Source organism: Devosia sp. (assembly GCF_034675085.1).
Taxonomy (GTDB): Bacteria; Pseudomonadota; Alphaproteobacteria; order Rhizobiales; family Devosiaceae; genus Devosia.
On sequence record NZ_JAUCDN010000034.1, the window covers coordinates 1 to 17,310 of the forward strand.

Annotated in this window: 24 protein-coding genes; 11 read left to right on the forward strand and 13 right to left on the reverse strand. The window is 64.3% G+C overall.

Annotated features, from left to right (window positions below; translation table 11 throughout):
• The 5 genes from VDP82_RS03930 to VDP82_RS03950 all read left to right on the forward strand — a co-directional run.
• The coding region (locus tag VDP82_RS03930) for an FGGY-family carbohydrate kinase (protein WP_323013536.1) at nucleotides 1-494 on the forward strand (494 nt) is incomplete at its 5' end.
• An 86-nt stretch (nucleotides 495-580) separates the two neighbouring features.
• Entirely contained in the window at nucleotides 581-724 is a 144-nt protein-coding gene (locus tag VDP82_RS03935; protein WP_323013537.1) for a hypothetical protein, read from the forward strand.
• A gap of 34 nt (nucleotides 725-758) precedes the next feature.
• Nucleotides 759-917, forward strand: a complete 159-nt coding sequence (locus VDP82_RS03940; protein WP_295887219.1) for a DUF3309 family protein — start codon at nucleotides 759-761, stop codon at nucleotides 915-917.
• 67 nt (nucleotides 918-984) lie between these two features.
• On the forward strand, nucleotides 985-1,344 hold the full coding sequence (locus VDP82_RS03945) for a DNA gyrase subunit B (RefSeq protein WP_323013538.1): 360 nt from the start codon (nucleotides 985-987) through the stop codon (nucleotides 1,342-1,344).
• A 5-nt stretch (nucleotides 1,345-1,349) separates the two neighbouring features.
• Nucleotides 1,350-1,781, forward strand: coding sequence for a hypothetical protein (locus VDP82_RS03950; protein ID WP_323013539.1), 432 nt, complete (start codon nucleotides 1,350-1,352; stop codon nucleotides 1,779-1,781).
• A gap of 19 nt (nucleotides 1,782-1,800) precedes the next feature.
• Here VDP82_RS03950 and VDP82_RS03955 read toward each other — a convergent pair whose 3' ends face one another.
• The 4 genes from VDP82_RS03955 to VDP82_RS03970 all read right to left on the reverse strand — a co-directional run bounded on the left by VDP82_RS03955 (nucleotide 1,801) and on the right by VDP82_RS03970 (nucleotide 5,283).
• Nucleotides 1,801-3,255: an HWE histidine kinase domain-containing protein gene (locus tag VDP82_RS03955; protein ID WP_323013540.1), complete on the reverse strand. Its 1,455-nt coding sequence runs from the start codon at nucleotides 3,253-3,255 to the stop codon at nucleotides 1,801-1,803.
• 159 nt (nucleotides 3,256-3,414) lie between these two features.
• Complete coding sequence (locus VDP82_RS03960) at nucleotides 3,415-4,332, reverse strand: diacylglycerol kinase family protein (RefSeq protein ID WP_323013541.1); 918 nt, start codon at nucleotides 4,330-4,332, stop codon at nucleotides 3,415-3,417.
• 26 nt (nucleotides 4,333-4,358) lie between these two features.
• On the reverse strand, nucleotides 4,359-4,931 hold the full coding sequence (locus VDP82_RS03965; protein ID WP_323013542.1) for an RNA polymerase sigma factor: 573 nt from the start codon (nucleotides 4,929-4,931) through the stop codon (nucleotides 4,359-4,361).
• On the reverse strand, nucleotides 4,918-5,283 hold the full coding sequence (locus tag VDP82_RS03970) for a NepR family anti-sigma factor (RefSeq protein WP_323013543.1): 366 nt from the start codon (nucleotides 5,281-5,283) through the stop codon (nucleotides 4,918-4,920). The genes VDP82_RS03965 and VDP82_RS03970 overlap by 14 nt, the downstream gene beginning before the upstream one ends.
• A 15-nt stretch (nucleotides 5,284-5,298) precedes the next feature.
• On the opposite strand from VDP82_RS03970, the gene VDP82_RS03975 reads away from it, so the two are divergent.
• Entirely contained in the window at nucleotides 5,299-6,093 is a 795-nt protein-coding gene (locus VDP82_RS03975) for a response regulator (protein ID WP_323013544.1), read from the forward strand.
• A 2-nt stretch (nucleotides 6,094-6,095) separates the two neighbouring features.
• Here VDP82_RS03975 and VDP82_RS03980 read toward each other — a convergent pair whose 3' ends face one another.
• Complete coding sequence (locus tag VDP82_RS03980) at nucleotides 6,096-6,887, reverse strand: YdcF family protein (protein ID WP_323013545.1); 792 nt, start codon at nucleotides 6,885-6,887, stop codon at nucleotides 6,096-6,098.
• Between the two features lie 195 nt (nucleotides 6,888-7,082).
• Here VDP82_RS03980 and VDP82_RS03985 point away from each other — a divergent pair, with 195 nt between their 5' ends.
• From VDP82_RS03985 to VDP82_RS04005, 5 genes are all read left to right on the forward strand, one after another.
• The gene (locus tag VDP82_RS03985; protein WP_323013557.1) at nucleotides 7,083-7,862 is read left to right on the forward strand and encodes an ABC transporter ATP-binding protein; all 780 of its coding nucleotides are present in this window, start codon (nucleotides 7,083-7,085) and stop codon (nucleotides 7,860-7,862) included.
• A 68-nt stretch (nucleotides 7,863-7,930) separates the two neighbouring features.
• Complete coding sequence (locus VDP82_RS03990; protein WP_323013546.1) at nucleotides 7,931-8,683, forward strand: transporter substrate-binding domain-containing protein; 753 nt, start codon at nucleotides 7,931-7,933, stop codon at nucleotides 8,681-8,683.
• Nucleotides 8,684-8,872: 189 nt separating this feature from the next.
• A complete protein-coding gene (locus VDP82_RS03995; RefSeq protein ID WP_323013547.1) occupies nucleotides 8,873-9,682 on the forward strand; it encodes an ABC transporter permease subunit in 810 nt (269 codons plus the stop codon).
• Nucleotides 9,682-10,416: an ABC transporter permease subunit gene (locus VDP82_RS04000; protein ID WP_323013548.1), complete on the forward strand. Its 735-nt coding sequence runs from the start codon at nucleotides 9,682-9,684 to the stop codon at nucleotides 10,414-10,416. The genes VDP82_RS03995 and VDP82_RS04000 overlap by 1 nt, the downstream gene beginning before the upstream one ends.
• A 9-nt stretch (nucleotides 10,417-10,425) precedes the next feature.
• Nucleotides 10,426-10,713: an MTH1187 family thiamine-binding protein gene (locus VDP82_RS04005; protein WP_323013549.1), complete on the forward strand. Its 288-nt coding sequence runs from the start codon at nucleotides 10,426-10,428 to the stop codon at nucleotides 10,711-10,713.
• Nucleotides 10,714-10,726: 13 nt separating this feature from the next.
• Here the strand turns inward: VDP82_RS04005 and uxuA are convergent, their stop codons facing one another.
• From uxuA to VDP82_RS04045, 8 genes are all read right to left on the reverse strand, one after another.
• A complete protein-coding gene (uxuA, locus tag VDP82_RS04010) occupies nucleotides 10,727-11,941 on the reverse strand; it encodes a mannonate dehydratase (protein WP_323013558.1) in 1,215 nt (404 codons plus the stop codon).
• A 77-nt stretch (nucleotides 11,942-12,018) separates the two neighbouring features.
• A complete protein-coding gene (locus VDP82_RS04015; protein ID WP_323013550.1) occupies nucleotides 12,019-12,633 on the reverse strand; it encodes a trimeric intracellular cation channel family protein in 615 nt (204 codons plus the stop codon).
• A gap of 67 nt (nucleotides 12,634-12,700) precedes the next feature.
• Nucleotides 12,701-13,036: a cupin domain-containing protein gene (locus VDP82_RS04020; protein ID WP_323013551.1), complete on the reverse strand. Its 336-nt coding sequence runs from the start codon at nucleotides 13,034-13,036 to the stop codon at nucleotides 12,701-12,703.
• Between the two features lie 4 nt (nucleotides 13,037-13,040).
• A complete protein-coding gene (gene kduD, locus VDP82_RS04025) occupies nucleotides 13,041-13,805 on the reverse strand; it encodes a 2-dehydro-3-deoxy-D-gluconate 5-dehydrogenase KduD (RefSeq protein ID WP_323013552.1) in 765 nt (254 codons plus the stop codon).
• The gene (gene kduI / locus VDP82_RS04030; protein ID WP_323013553.1) at nucleotides 13,802-14,632 is read right to left on the reverse strand and encodes a 5-dehydro-4-deoxy-D-glucuronate isomerase; all 831 of its coding nucleotides are present in this window, start codon (nucleotides 14,630-14,632) and stop codon (nucleotides 13,802-13,804) included. Before kduI ends, kduD begins: the two co-directional genes overlap by 4 nt.
• 2 nt (nucleotides 14,633-14,634) lie before the next feature.
• Complete coding sequence (locus VDP82_RS04035) at nucleotides 14,635-15,381, reverse strand: FadR/GntR family transcriptional regulator (RefSeq protein ID WP_323013554.1); 747 nt, start codon at nucleotides 15,379-15,381, stop codon at nucleotides 14,635-14,637.
• 5 nt (nucleotides 15,382-15,386) lie between these two features.
• On the reverse strand, nucleotides 15,387-16,667 hold the full coding sequence (locus VDP82_RS04040; RefSeq protein WP_323013555.1) for a TRAP transporter large permease: 1,281 nt from the start codon (nucleotides 16,665-16,667) through the stop codon (nucleotides 15,387-15,389).
• 4 nt (nucleotides 16,668-16,671) lie between these two features.
• Nucleotides 16,672-17,145 (reverse strand): TRAP transporter small permease, encoded by a 474-nt coding sequence (locus VDP82_RS04045; RefSeq protein WP_416347074.1) that lies wholly within the window; start codon nucleotides 17,143-17,145, stop codon nucleotides 16,672-16,674.
• Nucleotides 17,146-17,310 lie beyond the last annotated feature (165 nt).

The following is a 17,310-nucleotide window of genomic DNA, read 5'->3' on the forward strand; positions in this document are numbered from 1 at the left end:
GCCTGCATGTCCTTCCCGATTTCCACGGCAACCGCTCGCCGCTGGGCGATCCGGCAGCGCTGGGGGTGATTTCCGGGCTGACGCTGGACAGCGATTTCGATGCACTGTGCCGGCTATACTGGCGCACCGCCATTTCCATCGCGCTGGGCGTGCGGCATATCCTCGATACGCTCAACGCGCATGGCTATGCCATCGACACGCTCCACATCACCGGCGGACACACCAAGAACCCGGTGCTGATGGAGCTTTACGCCGCCGCCACCGGCTGCACGGTGGTCGAATCCTCCGCTCCGGACGCCACGCTTTTGGGCATGGCCATGGTCGCCGCCACCGCCGCCGGGCTCTATCCCAGGCTCGACAGGGCGGCCCAGGCCATGCAGCAGGGCGGACGCGAGCATGCCCCCGATCCGCTGGCGCGGAGCCAGTTCGACAGGGACTATCGCATCTTCCTCGAAATGCTGCGCCACCGCCAGACAATCGACGCGATGCGCTGAGCCTACTTTCGGCATCGGAACCAAAGCCCGGATCGTACCGTTTCTGGAGCAGCGCAAAGCCGCGCTCAAACCAAGCGGAGACGACCATGACCGATATGGAAATGGGTCTTGTTGGCCACATCGACAGCCCCCGTCCCAGCCAGCCCGGCTATGGCGGCGTGCTGATGGCGACGATACCCGCCGTGCTGATCCTGGCAACGGCAGCGGCCCTGATCTTCGCCGTCCTCTAGCGCCCCCTTCGGCACAAGAACAAGGAGAACCGCCATGGGCCTCGGAACAATTCTCATCATCATTCTCATCCTGCTGCTGATCGGTGCCCTGCCCAGTTGGGGCTATTCGCGTGGCTTCGGCTATTTCCCCTCCGGCATTCTCGGAGTGGTGCTCGTCGTCGTGCTCATCCTCGTGCTGATGGGTCGCATCTAGCCACAGCGGCAAGGGAACCGACGCCCGGTCCGGGCGTTGCTTCCCCATCGAAACCAAGGAGCGTCATATGGCCGACACGACTGAAATGGCCCCCACCCGCCGCAAGGCATCCCCTCGCGCTTCTGCCGCCAGCCGGGCCAAGGAAGCCCAGCTCGAGGAGCAGATTTCCAAGCTGCAGGACGACATCAAGTCCATCGCCGCGACGCTTGGGCGCCTCAGCAATGAAAAGGTCAGCGAGGTCAAGGACATCGCCAAGAACGAAGCCCGAAACTTGCAGCGCCAGGGCCAGCATGTGGTCGAGGATTTGCAGGAAAAGACCGAGGATCTGGAAAAGCAGCTCAAGGACACCATCCGCGAGCGGCCGCTCACCGCCGTCGCCAGTGCCATCGGCATCGGCTTCATTCTCGCCCTTCTCTCCAGGCATTGACCGCCATGCCGCTTCTGTCCGCCTTGGGCACCCTCATGGGCGTGGAAGTCGAAGCCGTGACCGGCCGTATCAAGGCCGGTCTGCTCATCAATGGCGCCATCGCCTTCCTGGCCCTGCTGGGCCTGGGCTTCCTGATCGCGGCGGGCTATATCGCCCTGTCCACCGCCATCGGCGGCCTTTATGCCGCGCTGGTCCTGGGTGGTGCTTTCCTGGTGCTGGCGCTTGCGGTTTATCTCGGCGCCCTGATCGGCGCCGGGCGCCGCAAGCAGGAGGCGATGGAGCGGCGCCGCTCCGGCGAGACCGGGGCTTTCCTGACCACGGCGGCGCTCACCGCCCTGCCGGTCCTGGCAAAATCGCCCATGCTCTTGCGGTTGGGCCTGCCGGCAGCCGCCATTGCCACCTATCTGGTGCTGCGCGGCGGCGACGACGACGCGTGAGCGGGGATTTCCCCGCTCCTCAATGCAGGTCCGCCGGCAGCGGCATCCAGACCCTGGCCATCACCCCCGCGGGATCGAAGCGCAACGACACCTCGCTGTCGAGCACCTTGGCCAGGCTCCTCTCGATCAACCGGGTTCCCAGACCATAGTCGGCGGGTGGTTCCACAGCCGGCCCGCCACTTTCGGTCCAGGTGAGGCAAAGACCCGGCACCGGGTCGCGCTCGACCGTCCAGTCGATGCGCACCGTTCCCTCGTCTCCCGACCAGGCGCCATGGCGGTGGGCATTGGTGGTGAGTTCGTGCAGCACCAGCCCCAGCCCCACCGCATGATCGGCGGGCAGCATGACGTTTTCGCCGTGCACCTCCGTGCGCTCGGGGTCGGCGCCGAAGCCGCCATCGAGTTGGGTCGCGATGACCTCATGCAGGCGCACCCCGCTCCAGTCCCGATCGGCCAGCAGCACATGGGCATCCGAAATGGCGCGCAGCCGGCCTGAAAAAGCCTCGATGAAATCCTGCGGGTCGGGATTTTGCCTGATGGTCTGCCGGGCCACGGAATGGATCATGGCCAGAGTATTCTTGACGCGGTGGTTGAGCTCGCGCAGCAGCAGTTTGGTGTGCTCGGCGCTTTGCCGGCTTTCGGTGATGTCGGTGCTGGCGCCCATCATCACCAGGGGCTTGCCCTCGGGATCGCGCTGATAGACGCGGCCACGCATGGCGATCCAGCGATCCGAGGCATCGATGCGGGCTTCGGCGCTGTAGTCCATGCCTTCGCGGAAACTCGCTTCGATGCCGGCCTCGACCCGGGGGCGGTCGAGCGGGTGAATGCCCGCCAGCACATCATCGAAAAGCACCACGCCGCTTTCGGAAAGACCATGCATGCGCCGGAACATGTCGTTGCAGGACAATTGTCCGCTGCGCACGTCCCAGACCCAGCTTCCCACCTTGCCCGCTTCCAGCGTCAGGGCATGGCGCCACTCCTCGCGCACCAGCGCCGCCGCCGTTCGCGCGCGCACGCGCGCCTCGTCCTTGAGCGCCAGCATGCTGGAGGCCAACCGCCCCAGATCGCGCAACTGCTCGCGCAATTCCGGCGCCATGTCGGAGCGGGCCGTGGCGCTCAGGGCGCAGACCGAACCGACTTTCTGCCCGCCCACGCTGACGGGGGCGCCGGCATAAAAGCGGATATGAGGAGGCCCGCAGACCAGCGGATTGTCGGAAAAGCGGCTCTCGCTTGCCGCATCGAGAACCACCAGCGTGTCGTCTTCCCCAGCCAGGGCCAGCATATGGGCGCAAAACGATGTTTCGGTGAGCGCCTCGCGCGTCTCACCCACCCCCACATGGCCGGCAAACCATTGTCGGTCGCTGTCGATAAGCGTGAAAAGAGCCATTTCGGCGCCGAAGATATGCGCCATGGTACGGCTCAACCGCTGGAAATCCTCGTCGGATGGCCCATCCAGCGCCCCCAACGACGCCAGCATGTCAAGCCGTCCCCTATCGTTCACCACCTGCCGCACAGGATCAGGAAGGAACGCAATCCGATTAACCACTTGCTGCCTTGTTCCCCCACTCTCCCGATGACGCACGTAACTCTGCAATGAGCCTGAACGAGGCGGATCGGCAAAGGGTTCCGATCATGCTTAATTTTTTTGATCGCCCATTGTCTGGGCCGGCAGGATGACCGGCAATCCGGCGGGGTGGATCTTCAAAACGACGCTGTCGGCGAGCGGGATCAATTCGCCATCGATCACCGCCTGCGCGGTCTTCTTGCGGCGGGGGAAATGCAGCTCCACCTCGGGCACTTCCAGCTCCGAGACCAGGGGACTGTCGCGCCAGGAGCCGAGAAAGATATCCATGGCCAGCCGCGCCAGCTCCGAGGTTGAAACGGGCGCGGCCAGATAGACGCCCAGCTTGCCGCCATCGAGTTGGGCGGCGTGAATATTACGCTCGCCCAGGGGATTGTTGGAAATGGCAATGCCCGACACCCGGCGCCGGCCCGGCTCGCCTCCGGCCCGCAGTTCCACATCGAACCGGGGTGGATTGACCGCCGCCACGCCCACGGCGCGCAGGCTGGCCAGCATCTTGCCCAGGCGCGAGCCATAGCTCATGCCCTCGCGAATACGCACCAGTCGGGCGTGAATGCCGACGCCGAACTGATGCACGAAAGGCCGTCCATTGGCGGTGGCGATATCCACCCGGCCCGGCTCCCCGCCCGCAATCGCCTCCAGCGCCGCCATCAACTCGAGCGGCACACCCAGAGCGCGGGCGAACAGATTCATCGTGCCGGCCGGAAGCACCGCCAGCGCCGTGCCAGTTTCAAAGGCGATGCCGGCCGCGGCCGAGATGGTGCCATCCCCGCCGCCGGCCAGAACGGCGTCGACACCGGGGGTAGTGGCCGCCGCGCGTAACGTCCTCTCCACCGCCTTTGCCGGCACCGGCCGGCAGTCCAGCCCATGCCCGTGGCGGGCGAAAATCACCTCCGCCTCGGCGCAGAAAGCCGTCATGTCCATGGTGCGCAGGGTTCCACCCTCGCGGTTCAATACGGCGACGAACTGCACCTGCCGCTCTCCCGCTGGCCCGGACGCTAGAAGGAATGATTGGAGGTGGTCACCTGCGCCGAGACGGCATCGGGGCCGTAATCGGCTTCGCCGCTGATCTTGAGGATATCCTGCAGGCGCGAGCGCGCCCGGCTGACGCGGCTCTTCATCGTGCCGATGGCGCAACCGCAGATTTCGGCGGCTTCCTCATAGGAAAAGCCGGAAGCGCCGATCAGGATCACCGCCTCGCGCTGGTCGTCGGGCAATTGCGACAGCGCTTTCTTGAAATCCTGCATGTCCATCGAGCCATATTGGGAGGGGTGCACCGAAAGCCGCTCGGTGAATATTCCGTCGCTATCCTGAACCTCACGGCCGCGCTTGCGCATCTGGCTGTAGAATTCATTGCGCAGAATGGTGAAGAGCCAGGCCTTGATATTGGTGCCCATCTCGAAGCTGGACTGCTTGGCCCAGGCCTTCATCACGGTATCCTGCACCAGATCGTCGGCCTTGTCGTGCTTGCCGCTCAACGACACCGCGAAGGCGCGCAGGCTCGGCAGGGTGGCCAGCATCTCCCGCTTGAAGGAGGTCGGCTCGCTCGCATCTCGATCAGTCTGTTTCACGCGCGGCACCCTTGGCTAGTTGCGCCTGTTCGGCGCTATCGAGTTTTTCGAGCAGGTCCAGCAATTGCGCCGGCACCCCCTCTTCCTCCACCGCTCCGTAGAATGCGCGCAGCCTGGCCCCGATATCCGAATTGGGCCCGAGCCCGTCGTCACCCCGCCCAGACTGGGTTTTCAAACGCCGCTGGGTCAATATTTTGTCATTCATCATCCAGTGCCCAAGATCGTCGGATTGTTCCGGGACCATCATGGACCGGAAATGTCTCCCGTCAAAAATAGTTCCCTCTGCCGTGGAACTTTTTTCTCCTGCCTCGCGTTTGAGGGGTTCGTGCTGCACGAAGCCGAAAAGCGTCATTGGGAGTTGATATTAATGTCTTTGTCCACGCGGATTGCGCCCCATCTGCCTTATCTGCGGCGGTTTTCACGCGCCGTGACCGGATCGCAAACCTCCGGCGACGCCTATGTCGCTTCCACGCTCGAAGCCCTGATCGCCGACATCTCGCTCTTTCCCGATGCTACCAGCGACCGGATCGCCCTCTACAAGCTGTTTTCCGCGCTCTTCACCTCCAGCGTCGTCAAGGTGCCCGAACCCACCTCCACCTATGCCTGGGAAAAGCGCGCCGCCGCCAACCTGGCCAATATCGCCCCGCGCCCGCGCCAGGCCTTCCTGCTGGTCGCCGTGGAGGGCTTCACCCCGGCACAGGCCGCCGAAATCCTTGGCGTCGAGGACGAGGAATTTTCCGGTCTTCTCCAAGAAGCCTCGCAGGAAATCTCCCGCCAGGTGGCCACCGAGATCATGATCATCGAGGACGAGCCGCTCATCGCCATGGATATCGAGCAGCTCGTGGAAAGCCTCGGCCACAAGGTGGTCAGCGTCGCCCGCACCCATAAGGAAGCGGTCAGCCTCTTCGACCGCACCCAGCCGCGCATGATCCTGGCCGATATCCAGCTGGCCGATGGCAGTTCCGGCATCGACGCGGTCAACGACATCCTCAACACCCATTCGGTGCCGGTGATTTTCATCACCGCCTTCCCCGAACGGCTGCTGACCGGGGAGCGGCCCGAGCCGACCTTCCTCGTCACCAAGCCCTTCAATCCCGACATGGTGAAGGCGCTCATCAGCCAGGCGCTGTTCTTCGACGAAAGCTCGCGCGCGGCGGCCTGACCTCAGGGGCCGGGGAATATCTCCCCGGTTCGCCCCGTCCAGTGATAGGCGGCAAGGCCAATCCACTCCTTGATGGCGATGCTCGTCGTGTTCAGATTGTGGATCGGATTGGCCAGGTCCGGCCCGAAACCCTCCGTGCCGGCGCTGCGATAGTCGGTGGGCCAGGCGATCACCTCGATACCCGCCTGGCGGAAAAGCCCCACCGAGCGCGGCATGTGAAAGGCCGAGGTCACAAGAACGACCGCGCCGGTATCGGCGCCAAGCAGGGCGGCGGTGAGACCGGCATTCTCGTCGGTGTTGCGCGCCTGATCCTCCAGCACCAGCCGCTCCGGGGCAATGCCCATGGCGAGGAGGAACCGCCCGGCCGTCGCCGCCTCGGTTTCTCCCGCCGCTTCCAAAAGACCCGATCCTCCCGAAAAGACCACACGCGCCTGGGGATAGCGACGCGCCAGGATGACCGCATCGGTCAACCGGTCCGCCGCGTCATTGAGTTCGGAAATGCCCCGCGCGGCGCTGACCCTGGAAAGGCTCGACCCGCCCAGCACCACGATGGCATCCACCCCCGCCGGCATTTCGGACGGGCGAGGGAAGCGCTCCTCCAGCGGGCGGATCAGCAGGAAGCCCAGCGAGGTGAAGCTGGACAGAACCAGCACCAGAAGCCCCGATACGCAGGCCGCCATCCCCAGCCGCCTGCGTCCCGCCACCAAGGCGGCGATGGCGAGCAAAACCAGCAGCACGGCAATGCTGAGGGGTTGGGCGAGAAGCCAGAATATCTTGGAAACCAGGAAAAACATCGCCTCTCCTTTACAGCGCCGCGCCTCGATACCTCAGGGGAATGCACGGGGCCAGCAGCATTTGTGCTTGCTATATCCGGTGCATCTGGTTTTGTTGGAAGCGGTCAAGATTGCCAGCATGAAGAAGAAAGCAATCGCCGGTCAGGATGGCGCCCGCCAGGCGGGACAAGGGTAAATATGGCGCAGACTGCCGCCTTGGCTGCGGAAAAGTGGCCTGTCGTGGAAATCCGCGACCTGCACAAATCATATGGCGACCTCGAAGTGCTCAAGGGCATTTCCTTTTCCGCCCGCGAAGGCGAGGTGGTGTCCCTGATCGGCTCGTCCGGCTCGGGCAAGTCGACGCTGCTGCGCTGCATCAACATGCTCGAAATCCCCGATAGCGGCGCGGTCTTCATCGCCGGCGAGGAAATCGTGCTGCGCGGCCAGGGCGGCGCTCGCCAGGTCGGCGATGAAAGCCAGATCCGCCGCATCCGCTCCGAACTGGGCATGGTGTTCCAGAGCTTCAACCTGTGGGCCCATATGACCATTCTCGAAAACGTCATGGAGGCGCCGCTGATCGTGCAGCGCCGCACTCGGCCCGAGGTGGAGGCGGAGGCCCGCGCCATGCTGGCCAAGGTGGGCATCGCCGACAAGGCCGACAGCTTTCCCAACCAGCTCTCGGGCGGCCAGCAGCAGCGCGCCGCCATCGCCCGCGCCCTCTGCATCAATCCGCGCGTCATGCTGTTCGACGAGCCGACCTCGGCGCTCGATCCCGAGTTGGAAGTGGAAGTGCTGCGCGTCATCAAGGTGCTGGCCGATGAGGGGCGCACCATGGTGCTGGTGACCCATGACATGGAGTTCGCCCGCTCGGTCAGCGACCACGTGATCTTCCTCCATCAGGGCCGCATCGAGGAGGAAGGGCCGCCCGAAGCGGTTTTCGGGGCGACGCAATCGACGCGCCTCAAGCAGTTCCTCAACGCATCCAGCCATGGCTGAGCGCGAAAACGAGGCAAGGCCCGGCCAACGGGCAAAACGACAAGAACAAGGATAAAAAGGAGAAACTGATGAAGAAGCTCATTCTCGCGGCAATCGCCGTGCTGGCACTGGGCTCGACCGCCCAGGCCGAGACCGTGCGCATCGCCACCGAAGGCGCCTATGCCCCCTGGAACTTCCTGCCCGACGCCGGCGGCGGCCCGGCCGGCTATGAGATCGACCTGGGCAACGCCATGTGCGAAAAGGCCGGCCTCACCTGCGAATGGATCGTCAACGACTGGGATTCGATCATCCCGAACCTGCTGGCCGGCAACTACGACGCCATCATGGCCGGCATGTCGATCACCGAGGAACGCCTGGAAACCATCAATTTCACCCAGGAATACTTCCCGCCCGATCCGTCGCGCTATGTGGCGCTGGCCGGCACCGAGATCGACTTCGACAATCTCGAAGGCATCCGCATCGGCGCCCAGGGCGGCACCATCCAGGCCGGCTATGCCCAGGCCAACCTGGCGGACAAGAACACCATCATTTCCTTCACCACCGCCGACCAGGCCGTGGCTGACCTGGTCGCCGGCAATCTCGACGTGATCTTCGCCGATGGCGCCTATGTCGACCCGATCGTCTCCGCCTCCGAAGGCGCCATCGACTATATCGGCCCCGACATCCTCATCGGCGAAGGCATGGCGGCGGGCTTGCGCAAGGAAGACACCGAACTCGAAGCCAAGCTCAACGACGCCCTGAGCGCCCTCAAGGCCGATGGCACCGTCGACAAGCTCATCGCCCAGTGGTTCGACGGTCGCGGGCCGTATTACAACGAGTAAATCTGTAGATCGCTACAGGCCCTATTCCCCCTCTCCCCTGGCGGGAGAGGGGATGGCGCGTAGGGCGAGACGGGTGAGGGGGCTGCCGCCACATATGCCGACTGAACCGATATCGCAGCCCCCTTATCCGCCCCTTCGGGGCACCTTCTCCCGCAAGGGGAGAAGCAAGCGCGGTGGCTGGACCAATCCATGATCGACGACATCGCCTTCTGGCTGGGCTACATCACCAATGGCAAGCATCTGAGCTGGTATGCGAGTTTCCAGTTCACCATCTTTGCCGCGCTGGCGGGCGGGTTTTTCGCGATCATCTTCGGACTATTGGGCGCGACGCTGAAGAATTCGCGCTTTTTTCCCCTGCGCCTGATCGGCACCATCTATTCGTCCATCGTGCGCGGCGTACCGGACGTGCTCTTTTTCCTGTTTTTCCCGCTGGCCTTCGAGCAGACGGTGGAGTGGATCGTCTCCACCCAGGTCTGCTCGCCCGAGGCCATCGCCGCCCAGACGGCCGCCTGGCCGCCCTGCAAGGAAGCCAACTGGTTCCTGGGCACCCCCGAATATCTGATGCTGGCTTCGGTATCGCTGGGACTGGTCTACGGGGCCTTCGCCACCAATGTCATCCATGGCGCCATGCGCGCCGTGCCGTCCGGCCAGCTCGAAGCCGCCCGCGCCTATGGCTTCAGCGCCAGCCAGGTGCTCTGGCGCTTCCAGATCAGGCAGATGTGGGTCTATGCCCTGCCGGGCCTGTCCAATGTGTGGATGCTCATCATCAAGGCGACCTCGCTGCTTTCGCTGCTCCAGATCGCCGATATCGTGCTCTGGGCCGATCGGCTGGGGGCGCCCAACTTCCTGCCCGCTGTGGGCCTCGTCCATGAAGACTGGCGCTGGCGCTATTATTTCGTGCTGTTCATCTTCTACATCCTGGTGACCCTGATCTCCGAAAAGGGCTTCGAGGCCATCATGCGCCGCGCCGGGCGCGGCATTCTGAGCGAGGCTCGGTGATGGAGCGGCTCTGGCAGGAATTCGCCAACTTCGCCCCGGCAGCGGTGTTCAACATCTATTTCGCCCTGGCCTCCATCCCCATCGGATTCGTGCTCGCCGTGTTCCTGGCGCTGGGCAAGGCTTCGCGCAACCGGCTGATTTCGCGGCTGAGCCGAGGCCATATCTATGCGTTTCGCGGCTCGCCCCTCTTCATCCAGTTCTTCATGATCTATTCGCTGGCGCTCTCGTTCAATATAGCGCTGTGGAAACCGATGGGGATATCCTGGCTGGTGCTGCACCCGCTGTTCATCGGCCCGCTGGTGCTGATGCTGAACACCGCTGCCTATACCGCCGAGATTTTCTATGGCGCGCTGCGCGCCGTGCCCCAGCGCGAAATCGAGGCGGCCCGCGCCTATGGCATGAGCCGGTCCCAGCAATTCCGCCGCGTCATCTGGCCCAATCTCATTCGCCTGGCCTGGCCGGCCTATACCAATGAGGTGGTGTTCCTGTTCCATGCCACCGCCATCGTCTATCTGGCGCTGCCGGTCATCGGCCAGCAGAAGGACCTGATGATGACCGCCAAGGACCGCTTCGAACGCGACTTCAACGCCTATCTGCACTTTTCAGTGGCGGCGCTGTGGTTCCTGGCGATCTCGCTCGTGATCTTCTTCCTGTTCGGCCTGGTCTATCGCCGGCTGATGCGACACATGCCGGCCGCGCCGGGTCTGCGCTTCATGCCCAAATGGCTCCGCTGAGGTTTTTTCATGAAGATCATTGCCGATCTGTGCATCGTGCCCATGGGCGTCGGACCATCGGTTTCGGCCTATATCCGCGAGGTGCGCGACATTCTCGCCGCCTCCGGCCTCACCCATCACATGCACGCCAACGGCACCAATATCGAAGGGGATATAGCCCAGGTCAGCGCGGCGGTTGAGGCGTGCTGCCAGCGGCTCCACGCCATGGGCGTCGAGCGGGTTTTCTGCACCATGAGCTTTTCGACCCGCACCGATAAGCCGCAGACCATGGACGACAAGCTGCGCAGCCTGGGCTGAAGGCGCGCCGGGGCTATGAAAGCCCCAGCTTCGCGTGTTCGAGCGCGGTGATGACGCCACGCAGCTCGGCCAGCCCCTTCATGCGCCCGATGGTGGGATAGCCCGGCTGCGAGCGACGTCCGAGATCGTCGAGGATATCCTGCCCGTGATCGGGCCGCATGGGGATGGTGTGGTCCTTTCGCCCGGTGGCCTTGCGCTTGCGTTCCTCACGGATGATGGCGGCGATCAGGGCCACCATATCGGTGTCGCCGGCCAGGTGCTCGGCCTCGTAGAAGGAGCCGATAATGTCGTCGCTGTCGCGCTTGACGTTGCGCAGATGCAGGAAATGCACCTTGTCGCCCAGCCGCTCCATCATGCCCGGCAAATCGTTGTCGGGCCGCGCGCCCAGGGAACCCGAGCACAGCGTCATGCCATTGGCCGGGCTTTCCACGGCCTCAAGGATATAGCGGTAGTCCTCCTCGGTGGACATGACCCGCGGCAGGCCCAAAAGCGCGAACGGCGGATCGTCGGGGTGGCAGCAGAGGCGCAGCCCCAGCTTTTCGGCCACCGGCACCACTTCTTCGAGAAAGTCGACGAAATTGGCGCGCAGCCGTTCGCGGCTGATGGCGCCATATTCGTCCAGATGGGCCCGAACATCGTCCAGCGTCATGGATTCGGTGGAGCCGGGCAGGCCCATGGTGACGTTGCGCGTCAATTGCTTGCGCGCGCCATCGTCCATCTCCGCAAAGCGCCGGCCGGCCTCGTCGGCAATGGCATTGGTATAGCTCGCACCGGCGCCGGGCCGTTCAAGAACATGAATGTCGAAGGCGGCGAAATCGTTGATGTCGAAGCGCATGCAGGAGCCGCCATTGGGCACGCCCCAGCGCAGGTCGGTACGCGTCCAGTCCAGCACCGGCATGAAATTGTAGCAGATGACCTCGATGCCGCTATCGGCCAGGTTTTGCAGCGAAACCTTGTAATTGGCGACATGATCGCGCCAGGCATTCTTCTGCTTCTTGATGTCCTCGCTGACCGGCAGGCTCTCCACCACGTCCCAGGTGAGGCCCGAGGCCGTGCCGTCCTTGCGGGTGGCGATCTCGGTGTGGCGCCGGGCGATCTCCTCTGACGTCCACACCACGCCATTGGGCACGTGATGCAGGGCGCTCACCACCCCCACCGCACCCGCCTGGGTGATGTCATCGATGCTGCACAGGTCCTTGGGACCGAACCACCGCCAGGTCTGACGCAAATCCATTTCTCCCGGGTCTTGTATGGTAGTGCCATGCCATACAAGCCCGCCGCTTGGAAGCCCTATTCAGCTACGGGTCAGCGCAAGTCCCTGTCATAGACGAATTTCGGCATTTCCCACTTGTTGACGATGGCCAGGACACGCAGCAGGAACCCGATGGCGATGGCGCCTGGCACCACCAGGTCGGCATGCAGCCCCGCCATCAGCCCGAAATAATACAGCGCGCCGGTGACGATGGAGACGCTGGCGTAAAGCTCGGCGCGGAACACCAGCGGCACGTCATTGCACAACACGTCGCGCAAGACGCCGCCGAAAATTCCGGTGACCATGCCCGCCACCAGAACGATGATGGGATGCACGCCCATTTCCAGCCCGATATTGCACCCCACAATGGTGAAGACCACCAGCCCCAGCGCGTCGAGCAGCAGGAAGGGCCAGTGCAGGCGGTGAACCACCCGGGCAATGGCGATGGTCAGCAGCGCCGCCCCGCACACCAGCAGCAGCACATAGGGGTTCTTCACCCAGAACAGCGGATAATGGGCGAGGAAGATATCGCGGATGGTGCCTCCGCCCAGCGCCGTGACGCAGGCGAGCAGGCAGACACCGAACCAGTCCATCTTGCGCCGCCCCGCCGCCAGGGCCGCCGTCATGGCCTCGGCGGTGACAGCGATGTAAAAAGCGATTTCGAGCATGGCGCGCCTATGGGAAGCGGATGGAGCAGACTATTCCATGGCCCCAACCGGCGCGCCCCGCAAGATGCTAGAGGAAATCGGCGCGATGCGGGGTGAAGACATCGACCAGCCGGCCCTTTTCCAGCGCCACCACGCCATGGACCAGCCCGCCCGGCACGATGAAGCTGCCGCCCTGCCCCACCACCTCGGTGCGCCCGTCTATGGTCACCTCGAACCGGCCCTCGGCCACATAGCTCACCTGCACATGCGGATGGGAATGCAGCGCCCCCACCGCGCCCTTGTCGAAACCGAACTCCACCTGCATCAATTCGGGCGTGTGGATCAGCACCCGGCGGGTATTGCCCGGCGCCAGCTCGACCCATTCGGCCGCCTCGGGCTGGGCAAAAAACTTCTGTTCGCTCATGCTTTTACCTCGCAAGCCAGCCGCCATCGACCGGGATGACGGCACCATGCACATAGTTGGACGCAGGCGCCATGAGGAACACCGCCGCATCGCCGATATCGGCCGGCAGGCCCCAGCGCCCGGCCGGGATACGCCCCAGAATGGCGGCGGAACGGTCGGGGTCGTTGCGCAGCGCTTCGGTATTGTTGGTCTCGATATAGCCCGGCGCGATGGCGTTGACATTGATGCCGCGCCCCGCCCACTCATTGGCCAGAAGCCGGGTGATGCCCAGCACGCCGCTCTTGGAAGCGGTGTAGCTGGCCACGCGGATACCGCCCTGGAAGCTCAGCATCGAGGCGATGTTGACGATGCGCGCCGGCCGGCCCGCCGCCAACGCCTTGCGGCCTAGCGCCTGGCAGAGGAAGAACATGGTCTTGAGGTTGATATCCATCACCCGGTCCCAGTCGTCCTCGGTGAAATCCACCGCATCGACCCTCGTGATGATCCCGGCATTGTTGACCAGCCCGTCTATCGGGCCATGGGCATTCCAGGCCGCCTCGAACATGGCCTGCGCCGCAGCGGTCGAGCCCAGATCGGCGGTGACGGCCTCGAAAGGCGCGCCGATTCCGGCCAATAGCGCCGCCGTTTCGGCCATGGAGGAGCGTCCTGCCCCGATCACCCGCGCCCCGGCACGGCCCAGGCCGAGCGCGATGCCCTGCCCGATGCCGGTATTGGCGCCGGTGACCAGGACGGTCTTGCCGGCGAGGCTGAACGCGGACAGATCGCTCACAGCAACTCGTCCATGCCGACCTTTTCGACGTCGGTATAATCGATATTGTCGCCGGCCATGGCCCAGATGAAGGTGTAGGAGCCGGTGCCGGCCCCGGCATGGATCGACCAGGGCGGCGAGATCACCGCCTCCTCGTTGCGCATGATGATGTGGCGGGTCTCCTCGGGCTCGCCCATCAGATGCACCACGAAGGCCTCGGGAGCGAGGTCGAAATAAAGATAGGCCTCCATGCGCCGGTCATGCACATGGGCGGGCATGGTGTTCCACACCGAGCCGGGGGCGAAGCTGGTCAGCCCGACCACAAGCTGGCAGGTTCTGACGCTGTCGGCGTTGACATACTGGTAGATGGTGCGCTCGTTGGCCATTTCGCCGCTGCCCATTTCCAGCCGCCTGGCATCGCCCTGCCGGATCAGCATAGTCGGGTGGCTGGCATGGGCGGGCGCGCTCAGCAGGTAGAATTTGGCCCCGTCGCCGGAAAAGCGCACATCCCTGGCGCCCATGCCCACATAGAGCATGTCGCGCGGCCCCACCTCATGCTCGACCCCATCCGCGGCAATGGTGCCGGCGGCGCCGATATTGACCGCGATCAGCTCGCGCCGGTCGAGAAAATTCGCCGTGCCGGTCGGCTTGATGGTTTCGAGCGCCAGGGAAGAGCCATCGGGGACGGCGCTGCCCACGGCCATGCGGTCGTAGTGAGTATAGGTCCAGCGCACCGCGCCGGGGATAAACAGATCCTCGATGAGGAAGTGCTCGCGCAACTCCCCGGTGTTCATGGTGGCGGCGCTCACCGGGTCAATGGCGAAGCGGATGTCGAATTCAGTGGTCATGGTCAATCCTGTTTGGCGGCGTGGTGACGCAGCCGGTTACGGTAACGCTCCTGGCTCTGCGACAGATGCCGCCGCATGGCCTCGCGCGCGCCCTCGGCGTCCTGCGCCGAAATTGCCTGCATGATGACGCCATGCTCCTGATGCAGCGCCGCCTGATAGTCGAAGCTGAGCACGCTTTCCGTGCCCCAGGGCGAGGCCACGTCGCATGGAATGGTGCGGCTGCCCAGCCGGTCCATCACCTCGACATAGAAGGGATTGTTGGTCGCCGCCGCGATGGCACGATGAAAGGCGAAATCGGCCTTGCCGGTGCCCCCGCCCTGACGCAGCAGCCGGTCATATTCGCTCCAGGCTTCCAGAATGGCGGCGTCCTGGCTGACGCTGCGGCGCATGGCCGCCAGCCCCGCCGCCTCGATCTCGATGCCCATGCGCACTTCCAGCACGTTGATGGCCACCGAAATCTTGCTCGACTGGTTGGCCGCGATGGCGCCGAAGGCCGAGGCGGCGTTGGGAACCACGAACACGCCCGCCCCCTGGCGGGGCTGCACCAGCCCGTCGGCGGCCAGCGCCGCGATGGCCTCGCGCACCACCGTGCGGCTGACCCCGAAAATGCCGGTCATCTCGCTTTCGGTCGGCAGCTTGCCGCCGGCCCGGTATTCGCCCGCCTCGATGCGCTCGCGCAGCGTGCCGATCACCAGATCGGCGAGCTTGGGTTTTCTGGCGGGAGGCGTGCGCGCATCGGCGAGGGGCATGGCGGTCACCGGAACAGGCTGGGCAGCCAGAGCGAGAGGGCCGGAATATAGGTGACCAGCCCCAGCACGATGCAGCCGGCCAGGTAGAAGGGCCAGATGCTCTTCATCGCCTGCATCACGGTGATCTTGCCCACGGCGGCGGCGACGAACTGCACCGGCCCCAGCGGCGGGGTGTTGAGCCCGATGCCCAGATTGAGGATCATGATCACCCCGAAATGCACCGGATCGACCCCGAACGCCTTGACCATGGGCAGGAAGATCGGCGTGGTAATGATGATCAGCGGCCCCATATCCATGAAGGTGCCCAGAACCAGCAGCAGCACGTTGATCATCATCAGCACCACCAGAGGGTCGCTGGAAATGGCGGCCATGCCGGCGGTGAGGATGGTGGCGACCTTGAGATAGGCCATGAGCCAGCCGAAGGACGCCGCCGCCCCGATGATGAACAACACCATGGCGGTGGTGCGCACCGCGCCCAAGACGCAATGGACGAATTCCTTCCAGTCCAGAGAGCGATAGACGAAGATGGTCACCAGCAGGGCATAGATGACGGCGATGCAGGAGCTTTCCGTCGCCGTGAAGATGCCGGAGCGCACCCCGCCGAAGATGATGCCGATCAGCATCAGGCCCGGAATGGAGACCAGCAGATAATAGCCCGCCTTGCGGAAGCCCGGAAACGCCTCGGTGGGATAGCCGCGCTTGATGGCCACCAGATAGGCGGTGACGCTCAGCGCCGCCGCCAGCAGCAGGCCGGGAATGATGCCGGCGGTGAACAGGTCGGCGATGGAGATATTGCCCCCGCCCGAGAGCGAATAGATGATCATGTTGTGGCTGGGCGGCAGCAGCAGCGCGATCAGCGCCGCCATGGAGGTGACGTTGACCGCGTAGTCGGCGCCATAGCCGCGCGCCTTCATCTGCGGGATCATGATGCCGCCCACGGCCGCCGCCTCGGCCACGGCCGAACCGGAAATGCCGCCGAACAGGGTCGAGGCGGCGATATTGACCTGCCCCAGCCCGCCGCGCACATGCCCGATAATGGCGCTGGCAAAGGAGATGATGCGGGCCGCAATGCCCCCGCGCATCATCAGGTCGCCGGCGAAGATGAAGAACGGGATCGCCATCAGGCTGAAGGCGGAAACGCCGGAATTGAGCTGCTGGAACACCACGATGGCCGGGCGCCCCAGATAGATGATGGTGGCGAAGCTGGCGATGCCCAGGCAATAGGCAATGGGCGTGCCGATGACCATCAGGACGGTGAAGACGCCGAAGAGAATCCAGTATTCCATGTGCTCAGGCCTCGGTGATCGTCGGGTCGGCTTCGATGGCGTCGATCGGCTCGCCCGCCGCCCGCAGCAGCAGGCGCTCCAGCGAAAACAGGCACATCAGGACGCCCGAGACCACGATGGGGAAATAGGTGAAGGAGGTCGGCAGCCCCAGAACGGGAATGCGCGTCGACCAGTAGCGTATGGCCAGTTCGCCCCCATACCAGACCATACCGAAGGCGAAGCCGAACACGCAGACATCGCTGATGGCGCGCAGCCACGGCTTGGCCGAAGGCGGCAGCACGTAGATCAGCACGTCGAACCCCATGTGGAAGTTCTCGCGCACGCCCACGGCGGCCCCCAGAAAGATGAACCAGGTCATGATCATGATGGCGCCGCCCTCGGTCCATGAAGGCGAGGAATTCATCACGAAGCGCATGAACACCTGATAGGCGACGATGGCGGTCATGGCGACCAGGCCAATGCCGGCCAGCCACAGCATGACATCGGAAATCCGCCCCAGCGCGCGGCTGATCGGAACAAGCCTGTCTCGCATGATTGTCCTCCGGCAAGAGGACCGGGCCGGCGCTGCGCGCGGGCCCGGCCAAGGGTGTTACTCGGTCGCCTGGATGCGGGCGACCAGATCCTTGAGCGCCGGATCGGTGAC